Annotated in this window: 9 protein-coding genes; 8 read left to right on the top strand and 1 reads right to left on the bottom strand. The window is 61.0% G+C overall.

Annotated elements, in window-relative coordinates:
- Positions 1 to 2,186, bottom strand: a 2,186-nt coding sequence (locus AC4FIJ_RS12645) for a winged helix-turn-helix domain-containing protein (protein WP_490337072.1), incomplete at its 3' end; no start/stop codon positions are given.
- A 387-nt stretch (positions 2,187 to 2,573) separates the two neighbouring features.
- Here AC4FIJ_RS12645 and AC4FIJ_RS12640 point away from each other — a divergent pair.
- From AC4FIJ_RS12640 to AC4FIJ_RS12605, 8 genes are all read left to right on the top strand, one after another.
- On the top strand, positions 2,574 to 3,575 hold the full coding sequence (locus AC4FIJ_RS12640; RefSeq protein ID WP_066849545.1) for a quinone oxidoreductase family protein: 1,002 nt from the start codon (positions 2,574 to 2,576) through the stop codon (positions 3,573 to 3,575).
- A complete protein-coding gene (locus tag AC4FIJ_RS12635) occupies positions 3,572 to 4,351 on the top strand; it encodes an SDR family oxidoreductase (RefSeq protein WP_490337071.1) in 780 nt (259 codons plus the stop codon). The genes AC4FIJ_RS12640 and AC4FIJ_RS12635 overlap by 4 nt, the downstream gene beginning before the upstream one ends.
- Before the next feature lie 64 nt (positions 4,352 to 4,415).
- The gene (locus tag AC4FIJ_RS12630; RefSeq protein WP_490337070.1) at positions 4,416 to 6,122 is read left to right on the top strand and encodes a class I adenylate-forming enzyme family protein; all 1,707 of its coding nucleotides are present in this window, start codon (positions 4,416 to 4,418) and stop codon (positions 6,120 to 6,122) included.
- Between the two features lie 10 nt (positions 6,123 to 6,132).
- Complete coding sequence (locus AC4FIJ_RS12625; RefSeq protein ID WP_066849530.1) at positions 6,133 to 6,906, top strand: SDR family NAD(P)-dependent oxidoreductase; 774 nt, start codon at positions 6,133 to 6,135, stop codon at positions 6,904 to 6,906.
- A 20-nt stretch (positions 6,907 to 6,926) separates the two neighbouring features.
- Positions 6,927 to 7,766 carry a fumarylacetoacetate hydrolase family protein gene (locus tag AC4FIJ_RS12620; protein WP_490337069.1) on the top strand — a complete coding sequence of 280 codons (840 nt, stop codon included), beginning with the start codon at positions 6,927 to 6,929 and terminating at the stop codon, positions 7,764 to 7,766.
- A 30-nt stretch (positions 7,767 to 7,796) separates the two neighbouring features.
- Entirely contained in the window at positions 7,797 to 8,738 is a 942-nt protein-coding gene (locus AC4FIJ_RS12615) for a VOC family protein (RefSeq protein WP_066849524.1), read from the top strand.
- Positions 8,738 to 9,463 carry an alpha/beta fold hydrolase gene (locus tag AC4FIJ_RS12610; RefSeq protein WP_490337068.1) on the top strand — a complete coding sequence of 242 codons (726 nt, stop codon included), beginning with the start codon at positions 8,738 to 8,740 and terminating at the stop codon, positions 9,461 to 9,463. The genes AC4FIJ_RS12615 and AC4FIJ_RS12610 overlap by 1 nt, the downstream gene beginning before the upstream one ends.
- Positions 9,460 to 10,227 (top strand): SDR family oxidoreductase, encoded by a 768-nt coding sequence (locus AC4FIJ_RS12605; RefSeq protein WP_490337067.1) that lies wholly within the window; start codon positions 9,460 to 9,462, stop codon positions 10,225 to 10,227. Before AC4FIJ_RS12610 ends, AC4FIJ_RS12605 begins: the two co-directional genes overlap by 4 nt.
- Positions 10,228 to 10,247: the final 20 nt, after the last annotated feature.

Here is a 10,247-nt window from a genome sequence, read left to right as displayed (position 1 = left end):
ATGGCGCCCCGGCGGCGCACCAGTTCCAGCCAGCGCTTCGCGACCTTGCGCGAGCGCACCAGCCTGAACCGGTGCATTTCAATCCGCAGCCAGGCAATAGCCAGCCATTCGTTGAGCCGCGACGGATTCAGCGTGGGGACAGGTTCTCCTTCGCCCACCAGGTCGCAGGAATAGAACAGCGTTTCGGCCTGTTCCAGCTGCCCGTTCTTGATCAAAATGCGTACCTGTTCCGATACGACCATGGCCCGCAAACGGTCGAGCCCGCATTCGATCGCGACAAGATGCGCTTCCTCCAGCACCGAAAGCGCCGAAGCGAGGTCGCCATCGGCGGCCGCCAGCCGGGCGCGCACGAGATATCCCGACGCGACTTGATCGACGAAGCCCCATTGTCGAATAGAAGGCATGTACTGGTCGACCAGCCTGGCTGCCTCGTCCAGTTCGCCGCATTCGTATAATATCTCGGCCAACGGAAGTGCCGGCAGCGCGCCTAGCCCCGAAACCTCGCTTTCACGCTTGCGCGCGATTTCCTGCGCTTCATGCAGGAACTGCTTTGCGGTTTCCGTCTTGCCCTGTGCGACGAGCGTAGGCGCGACCGACGACTTGAGCGCAATCGATGCGAAGGCTGAACCCGGTCGCGCCAATGCCTTGCGCAATTCACCTTCCAGTCGAAGCATGTCGTGGAAGTGAAACAGCTCACGACGGGCGGAAAGCAGCTGTGCCAGCAGGGTACAGCTGAGATATGGATGATCGTCACCCAGATCGGCCAACAGCGGGCCGCATTCCTCCTCTACCGCGACCATGTCGTCGCGTGCGGCGTGCAACATGACCTTGCGGTGGCGCACATGAAAATCCAGCTGTCGCGCTGCGTAGTCATCCAGTTCGCCGGCATCCATCTTATCTTCGATGGCTTTTTCCGCCGCTTCGATCAGGCGTTCGGCGGACGTGAATGCCAGTCGCCTGCTGCGCCGCCACGACATGGCCAGCAGGATCGACGGCTTGTCCTCGACCACCTGCCACGGCAACCGGCTAGCCAGTTCGTCAAGCCGCTGCATCAGCCCGGCATAGATCATCTGTTCGGCTAGGGTTTCGATCTGCGACGCGAGAAATTCCTGATCGGTACTTTGCTCGGCATGCTCCAGTGCAAGGTGATAATTGCTGGTTTCTGCGTAGAAGCGGCTGGCGCGCCGGTGCAATTCGGCTGCGCGTTCAGGTGCCAGCTTCATGAGCCGCCCCAGAACCATTTCGCGGAACAGCTTGTAGTGGCGATATTCGCCCTGCTCGCGGTCCAGTTCGATCAGGAAGAGCCCGCGCTCGAAAGCCTCGTCGAGATATTTGCGCGCTTCGCTCTGGCCGATCACCGCAGCGCAAGCCGACGGCGAAAGTTCTTTCAGGATCGAGGTGTCGATGATGAAGTTCCGCAATTCCTGCGGAAGTCCCTCGATCACTTCCTCGTGGAAATAGCTCGCATATTCGTAACGCAGCCGACTGGCCGCCCGTTCAGGCATTTCCGCGTGCAAACTATACTTGTGCCACGTCTGGGAGGCAAGAATCAGGCCGGCGGCCCAGCCCTGTGTATCCATTATCATGCGCTGGATCTGCGCCGCAGTCGGCTCTGCCCCAATTTCCTGCCTCAGCAGGCTGCTTGCTTCCTCTGTATCGAAACACAGGTCCGCCATCCTGACTTCCATCAGGTATCCCAGCGATCTCAGGCGAGCGAGATTGATGTCATTTTCGCCCCGGGACGCCATGACGGTCGTCAACCCGTCGCGTGAGCTGAAAATCAGCTGCTCGACGAAATCATGCACTTCGCGGGGCAGCAACTGGGCATCGTCTATGAACAGGATCGGCGCCGCGCCCGATCGCTTGGCAAGCTCGACGAACCATGCACGCGGATCGCTGGAAGCGATGCCAAGACCCGACACGACACAGGCCTGGGACAGTGCCTCGAGAAAGGTGTCGAGACTGTCCACACCGGCGCGCGCCGCGATCCAAAGAACGGATCGCCCTCGTTCGGCCAGCAGGTCGGCCCATCGCAGCATGGCGGTTGTCTTCCCGAAACCGGCCGGAGCGATAACCGTGACTGCGCGATAGCCGGCGATCTTTTCCGCCAGGCTTTCGATCCTTGCCCGTTTCACATACGCGTGCGCCGAACGCGGCGGCACGATCGTGGTCTGCACTAAGCCCATGTGGCCAGCCTCTTCGCCTCTCCCTGCCGGTCGTATGCCGGCAATGCCGCTGTTATCGTGCAGCGCATCCATCATGGCAAGCCCGATTTCCTATCCGCAGATAGGTTGTGATGCGCTTGGGCGGCGATAACCCCACAATCCGATAAAGCTATCGGCGTGCAGGACGATGATCTTGCGGCAGCGGGAGTTGGGATATGAATTTCAAATTGGCGGGAGTGCGCCATTCCCTGCGGGAATTCGTCCGGCAGCGGACGAACGCGAGAATCCGCGCATGACACCCGCATTCGCCCCGGCCGCATCCATCACCAACCTCACGGTCAGAAATGGCGCCGCCGCTCTTTGGCCATCCGTGCCAATAACCGATTATAGAAAAAGGATTCCCGACTTATGAAAGCTCTATTGCTCGAATCCACGGATGGTCCAGAAGCCGTTCGCGTGGTGGATGTCGAGACGCCGGAACCTGTTGCCGGACAAGTGCGGGTCGCGATCAAGGCGGCGTCGATGAACCACCGGGAAATGTGGATCTCGCGCGGGCTGTACCCCGGGATGGTCACACCTTGCACCATGGGCTGCGACGGCGCCGGCGTCGTCGACATGATCGGCGAAGGCGTCACTGGCGTCGAAATCGGCGACGAAGTCGTGTTGTATCCCGGCCGCGATTGGGGACCAAACCGCCACGCCCCGCAGGCCGAATTCGGCCTGCTGGGCATGCCGCACCCTGGCACGATCGCCGAATATGTCTGTGTCCCTGCCGAAAATCTGGCCCCGAAGCCCGCGGGCATGAGCTGGGAAGAGGCCGCCGCTTCGATCCTGACCGGCCTGACGGCATGGCGCGCGCTGATGTTCAAGGGCCAGCTGCAGCCTACCGATACCGTTCTGATCAGCGGCGTCGGCGGCGGCGTAGCGACCTTTGGCCTCGCCTATGCGGTGGCGCTTGGCTGCAAGGTCTATGTCACGGGTGAAAGCGAAGAAGTCATCGAACGTGCCAAGAGCATGGGCGCGACCGACGGCCTGCTCTACACCGATCCCGAATGGCGCAAGAAGGTCGGCCCGATGACGGGCGGCATCGACGTCGTACTCGATGGCGCGCCCGGACCGAGCTATGCCAATTACATTCGTGCCATAAAACCGGGCGCCCGCATCGTGATCTATGGATCGACCGCAGGCGATAAGTTCGAGATTACCGCGACCGGCGTTTTCCTGAAGAGTGCCAGCATCGTCGGCAGTCAGGTCGGAGATCCTGAAGATTTCCGCAACATGCTGGATTTCATCGACAAGCATGGCATCAAGCCGGTGATCGAAAAGACGTTTCCTCTGGCCGAAGCCGACAAGGCTCTGACCTATCTCGAAAACGATCACAAGTTCGGCAAAGTGGCGATCACCGTATGACCGGGCTTTTCGATCTGAGCGGAAAAGTCGCGCTGATCACGGGCGGCGCGCAAGGCCTTGGCCGCATGATTTCCGAGGGTCTGCTGAAGGCGGGGGCCACGGTCGCGATCACGTCGAGGAAGGAAGACGTGTGCAATACGGCGGCGGCGGAAATGTCGTCGCTGGGTGTCTGCATCCCCTTGCCCTGTGATCTTTCCAGCCCCGAAGCTGCGGTGGACCTTGCCAACCGGTTGCGCGCCGCTTGCGGCGACAAGCTCCATATTCTTGTCAATAATGCCGGCAAGACATGGGGCGGGCCGGTCGACAATTATCCCGACAAGGCATGGCCGGGCGTGATGATGGTCAATGTGCAGGCGCCCTTCACGCTGGTCCGCGAATTGCTAGGCGCGCTGGAAGCCGCCGGGACCCCCGACGATCCGGCAAGGGTCATCAATATCGGTTCCGTCGCGGGGCTGAAGACGGCCCGCCTCAGCGCCTATTCCTATTCGGCCAGCAAGGCGGCCATCCACATGCTGAGCCGCGATCTGGCCGGCGATCTGGCGGCTCGCAACATCAACGTCAACGCGCTCGTTCCCGGCTTCTTCCCCACCAAGATGACGGCGCATCTTCGCGAGGACGACGAAGTGGACCCGGCGGTGCTGTCGCAAATTCCGATGGCCCGACTGGGTAGGCCGGACGAAATCGCCGGATCGGTCGTGTTCCTGTCGTCGCGTGCCGGCGCCTACATCACCGGTGTCGCCCTGCCTGTCGACGGCGGCGTCGCCGGTTGCGGTTAGGTCGCGCAATGCGTGGGAGCCTATCCTTGGGAAGGGCACGAGAGTGCCATGAGGCGGAACAGAGATGCGCGAAGTAAGCCAGAAAATGGAGGAGGCCTGCGTGTCCGCTAATGGCGAAGATGCGTCCAGTATTCGGGTCAGTGTAAGTCCGCTTGCCGACATGTTGCTAAAGTCATGGGACTCACATCCCGACAAGGAAGCGCTCGTCTTCCCGTCGGGACGGCGCAGCTATGACGATGTCGTGCAATCAGTGCTGCACCGGGCCCGCGGGCTGCTCGGCCTTGGCATCACGCAGGGCGACCATGTCGGCATCCTGCTGCCATCCGGCATCGATTTCGTCGAAACCCTGTTCGCCGTCTCCATGGTGGGCGGCGTATCGGTCCTGATGAATGCCCGCTATCGCGCCCCCGAAATCGCCTATGTCGTCGAGAATGCCGAACTATGCGCTGTCATAACGAACAGCGAGGCCGATGATTTCGTCGATTTCACGACCCGCCTGACAGAGGCTTTTCCAGAAATTGGACGATGTGCCGATCCCATGGCGCTCGACATTGCGCAGGCCCCGCGTTTGCGCCGCCTTATCCTGAACGGAGGGAAGCAGGCGGCAGGCTTTATTGACCAGTCCGCCTTCGATGCCGCAGCAGCCACCGTCGACGAGGAAGCCGTTCACGAAGCACGGCTTTCGGTCCGGCTGCGCGATACATGCATGGTCCTCTATACTTCGGGGACCTCCGCAAACCCGAAAGGCTGCCTGCTATCGAACGAGGCGATCTGCCGCGAAGCCAGCAATCTTGCGCGTAACCGATGGGCTTTTCAGGATGACGAGCGCGTCTGGTCGCCCATGCCTTTGTTCCATATCGCGGCCATGCTGGCGATGCTCGGCGCGATAGAGGTGGGCGGCACCTTCATCGGCCAGCCCCATTTCGATCCGGGCGAAAGCCTGCGCCAGATCGAGACTGAAAAGGCAACGATGATCTTTCTGCCCTTCGTCACCTTTCACCAGTCGATGATCGCACATCCCGATTGGGACAAGACCGACATGGGCAGCGTGCGGCTGATGAACAGCTGTTTCAGCCAGATGCCCAAGGCGATCGGCGATGCCTATCGCGAAAAAATGCCGAATGCACTTCAGGTCGGCACGTTCGGCATGTCGGAGGCCAGCGGGATCGTTAGCACCGGCGGCTATGATATGGATCCTGAACTGGGCTTTCAGACCTTGGGCTATCCGCTCAAGGGGATTTCCGTCCGCATCGTCGACACTGAAACCGGCAAGGACCTGCCGACGGGACAGCGCGGCGAAGTCCTTATCAAGGGCTACAACATGCTCGACGGCTATCACCGCGATCCAGTCAAGACGGCCGAGGCGATCGACGCCGATGGCTGGTATCACAGCGGGGATATCGGCTCGCTCGACAGCGATGGCCACATGCGATTCCATGGCCGTTTCAAGGACATGCTGAAGGTAGGCGGGGAAAACGTCGCCGCCGCCGAAGTCGAGACCGTTCTTGAAGCGCACGAGGCGGTGGAGCTTTCACAGGTCATCGGCATCCCCGACCAGAGACTGGCAGAGGTTCCCGCCGCCTTCGTCAAGCTGGCGAACGGTTTCCGGCCCAGCGAAGCCGAGCTGATCGCCTTTGCCAAGGAAAGGATCGCATCCTTCAAGGTTCCGCGCCACATTCGCTATGTCGACGAATGGCCGATGTCGGCCTCCAAGATCCAGAAGTTCAAGCTGCGGCAGCGGCTCATGGAAGAACTCGGAATCAGCGAATGAGGAATTTGTGATGCAAGTCGTGATTACGGGGGCCGCCAGCGGCATTGGCAGGGCCGTCGCGGAATTGCTGGCCGGGCAGGATGAACCCCACCAGATGCTGCTGACCGATAGGGATGCTGACGGCGTCAAGGCCGTGGCAGAGGCCATCGGGCCCGCGGCACGCGCTTTTGTCGCCGATCTTTCGTCACCCGATTGCGGAAAGGACATCATCGCCGCTGCCGCCAATTTCATGGGCGGGATCGACGGGGTCGTCAGCAATGCGGGGATTATCTCGGGCGCACCGCTGGTCGATCAGACGCCAGAACAATTCGATCGTGTGTACGCGATCAACACGCGCGCCACTTGGCTGCTGGGCCAGGCGGCTCATCCCTATCTCGCCCATTCGCGCGGGGCCTTTATCGCCACCGCCTCCATGTCGGCAACGCAGCCGACCCCGGGGCTCGGCTTTTATTCGTCGAGCAAGGCCGCGCTGCTGATGCTGATGCGGCAATGCGCGCTGGAATGGGGGCCGGACGGCATTCGCTGCAACACGGTGTCGCCGGGGCCGACCTACACGCCAATGACGCAGGCTGGCTATGACGACCCCCAGCGCCGGGCACAGCGCGAATCGATGATTCCGCTTGGTAAGCTGGGAATGGCCGAGGACGTGGCCAATGCGATTATCTTTCTGCTTGAACCGCAAGCGGGTCACATTTCCGGCATCGATATTCTGGTGGATGGCGGAATGAGCATCAACCTTATGCCCGCCACGGGTGGCGGAACCGGCCAAAAGGCCAGCGAGTAAATTCAGGATTGGAGATTGAAATGCGCATTGCAAGAGTAAGCAAGGACGGCCGGATCGGCCTCGCCGCCAAGGCCGATGGCGAGATCAGGGTTGTCTGGGACAGCGAACTGGCCGACCTCGACGCAAAGATCGCGGAAGGATCGTTGGCGGCGGCCGGCAAGGCCGCGGCAGACGGCGAAGTCGTCGATGAAGCATTGCTGAACTTTCTTCCCCCGGTCACACGGCCTTCTAAGATCGTCTGCATGGGCCTCAACTATCGCGACCACGCGGAAGAATCTGGCTTCGACATTCCTGATTTTCCCGTGCTGTTCGGCCGCTTCCCGTCCAGCCTGATGGGCCACGGCGCGCCCATTATCCTGCCGAAAATCTCAAGCCAGCTTGACTGGGAGGCCGAACTGGCGGTCGTCCTTTCCAAGGGCGGCAAGAACATTTCCGAAGCCGATGCGCTAGATCACGTGGCCGGATATTCGGTCTTCAACGATGCCTCCCTGCGCGACTACCAGATGCGCACGCCGCAGTGGACCGCGGGCAAAAACTTCGACGACACCGGCGCTTTCGGCCCGTGGCTGGTCACGCCCGATGAAGTCCCTGCAGGCGCTTCTGGACTGAAGATCGAATGCCGGGTGAATGGCAATGTCATGCAATCATCCAACACCGGCAATCTGATCTTCACCGTCGCCAATACCATCCATCTGCTGTCCACGTTCATGACACTTGAACCAGGGGATGTGCTGGTGATGGGCACCCCCGGCGGTGTCGGCGTGGCGCGCGATCCGCAGGTCTGGATGAAGGCGGGCGACATTTGCGAAGTGGAGATCGAAGGCATCGGATTGCTTAGCAATCGTGTCGTCGCAGAATGAGCTGAAGCTCGACTGTAACGGGAGAGATAAATGGCGCAAAAACGCGCAGGTGCGCTTGGCGTGCATTCGATCGACCATTTCGGCCTCCAGGTGCCCGATCTGGCTGTGGCAAAGGACTTCTACACCGCATTCGGGCTTGACGTGCGCGAGACCGATGCCGGGTTGGAACTCTATACCTTTGGCCACGACCAGTGCTGGGCGCGGATCGTCGAAGGTCCAGTGAAGCAGCTGCGCTACATCAGCTTCGGGGTGTACGAAGAAGACGAAGCGCCGCTGCTCGCCCGGTTGGATGAGAACGGCGTGAAGCGCATCGAAGCGTCCGCAAAGGCGCCTAACTGCGGCACTTGGATCCTTGGCTTCGACGACATGCCGATTCACCTTGCGGTCGCCGAAAAATGTTCGCCCGATGCAAAGACGCAGTTTCAGACGACTTCGTCTGCTGCTGGCGAGTCGGGCGCCATTTTCAATTCGAAAGCGCCCAAAACCAAGCCGCGCAATCTCTCCCATTTCGCTATCTTTACATCGGATGTGATGGCGGCGACCCAATGGTACGAGGAAAATCTCGGCCTGCGCCTGTCCGACGGCAGCGGCCCGGTTGTCGCGTTCCTGCACGGCCCGCATGGCAGCGACCATCACCTGCTTGCCCTGGTCGGATCGACGCATCGCGGCATGCACCACAGCAGCTGGGATGTCGGTTCGTTCCAGGAAGTGGGCCTTGGATCGGCGCAGATGATGCGCGCCGGTTACAAGGAAGGCTGGGGTGTGGGTCGCCACGTTCTTGGCGGCAACTACTTCTATTATGCCCGCGACCCGTGGGGCAGCTATGCCGAGTTTTCGGCCGATATCGATTTCATCCCGGCAGACTGCGAATGGCCCGCGGCCCAGCACTCGCCGGATGACAGCTTTTACCTGTGGGGCCCTGACGTGCCCCCCGAACTCGTCCTCAACCTTGAACCCGGAGCGCCCGAATAATGGCTGTTTTTCTTCTGATGCATGGCGGCGGCATGGGCGGCTGGACGTGGAAATTCATGCGGGATGCGCTTGAGTCCAAGGGGCACACGGTATTCACCCCCACCTTCACCGGATTTGGCGAACGGGAACATCTGATCGGCCGCGACGTCGGCAATGCGGTCCATGTGACCGACATCGTGAACGTCCTTAAGTATGAAGATCTGTCGGACGTCATCCTGGTTGCGCATTCCTATGCCGGCACCGTCGCGCCAGGCGTGCTGGCGCAGGCGGGCGACCGCGTTCGACGCGTCATCTATCTCGACGCGATCGTGCCCCACGCGGGTGAACGCATCGCATCGATGATGGGTTTCGCGAGCGAAGAGGAAGCCGCCGGACTGGATGCCATGCTGGATGGCGGAGAGGGTCCGATGGGCTCGGGCGTACATGAACAACAGCGCGCGATGGCCAAGGACCATCCGCACATGATGGATCGCAATCGCGAGAAATGGCTGCTGGACCACCTGTCTGACCAGCCAATGCGCGCCACCAGCTGCGTCATTCCCGTCGGCGCGGAATCGATCACCCATGCGGTGGATTATATCGCTGCCGAACACACAATCATGGGCATGATGCACGAACGGGCCGAAAAGCTTGGCTGGACGATGCACAAGCATCCGGGCGACCATGCATTCAACGTAGGCGATCCCGAAGGGCTTGCCGACATGATGTTGGAGATCGTGGGATGATCGATGCCGCCAAGCTGTTTTCGGTAAAAGGCCGTGTCGCACTGGTCACCGGCGGCAGCGCCGGAATCGGCCGGATGATCGCCGTAGGCCTCGCCGCAGCGGGTGCGCGGGTCTATATCTGTGCTCGAAACGCGGAAAAGGTCGCTGCCGTGGCCGACGATATCCCCGGCGACGTCATCGGCATCGCTGCCGATATCTCGACCATCGACGGCATCAAGGCGCTGGTAGCCGAGCTTTCGGGCCGCGAGAAAGCTTTGCATGTACTCGTCAACAACGCAGGCACTCTGTCCGACGCCGCGATCGACGAATTTACGGAATCCGATTGGGACGGCGTCCTCGACCTCAACCTGAAGAGCCCTTTCTTTCTGTTGCAGAAGCTGTTGCCGCTGCTGCGTGCGGGGGGCAGCGCACAACGACCGGCCAGCGTGATCAATATCGGGTCGGTCGGCGCGCTCAAAGTCGGCCCGCGCGAAGTCTATGCCTATCAGGCATCGAAGGGCGCGATCCACTGGCTGACCAAGTCGCTCGCCAAAAACCTCGCCTCGGACAATATCACCGTGAATGCCATCGCGCCGGGATTCTTCGAAAGCGACATGACCGTGATCACCGATGATGCGATGCGCAAGATGGTCGAATCCATGGTGCCGCGCGGTCGAACCGGCTTGGCGGAAGACATGGCGGGTGCAGCGATTTATCTGGCCTCCCCCGCAGGCTCCTACGTTACCGGTTCCGTTCTGCCTGTCGAGGGCGGACTGTCGATCTAACCCGCCGTTCGATAGGTTTC

The organism is Croceicoccus sp., from assembly GCF_983967925.1.
The sequence above is the reverse complement of the archived record's forward strand: the minus strand, read 5'-3'. Positions and strand labels throughout refer to the sequence as shown.

Excerpts from the sequence above, each read along its gene's own strand:
- AC4FIJ_RS12625 (WP_066849530.1), top strand. The coding sequence starts at position 6,133 with ATGCAAGTCGTGATTACGGGGGCCGCCAGCGGCATTGGCAGGGCCGTC.
- AC4FIJ_RS12635 (WP_490337071.1), top strand. The coding sequence starts at position 3,572 with ATGACCGGGCTTTTCGATCTGAGCGGAAAAGTCGCGCTGATCACGGGC.
- AC4FIJ_RS12605 (WP_490337067.1), top strand. The coding sequence starts at position 9,460 with ATGATCGATGCCGCCAAGCTGTTTTCGGTAAAAGGCCGTGTCGCACTG.
- AC4FIJ_RS12630 (WP_490337070.1), top strand. The coding sequence starts at position 4,416 with ATGCGCGAAGTAAGCCAGAAAATGGAGGAGGCCTGCGTGTCCGCTAAT.
- AC4FIJ_RS12615 (WP_066849524.1), top strand. The coding sequence starts at position 7,797 with ATGGCGCAAAAACGCGCAGGTGCGCTTGGCGTGCATTCGATCGACCAT.
- AC4FIJ_RS12620 (WP_490337069.1), top strand. The coding sequence starts at position 6,927 with ATGCGCATTGCAAGAGTAAGCAAGGACGGCCGGATCGGCCTCGCCGCC.
- AC4FIJ_RS12610 (WP_490337068.1), top strand. The coding sequence starts at position 8,738 with ATGGCTGTTTTTCTTCTGATGCATGGCGGCGGCATGGGCGGCTGGACG.
- AC4FIJ_RS12640 (WP_066849545.1), top strand. The coding sequence starts at position 2,574 with ATGAAAGCTCTATTGCTCGAATCCACGGATGGTCCAGAAGCCGTTCGC.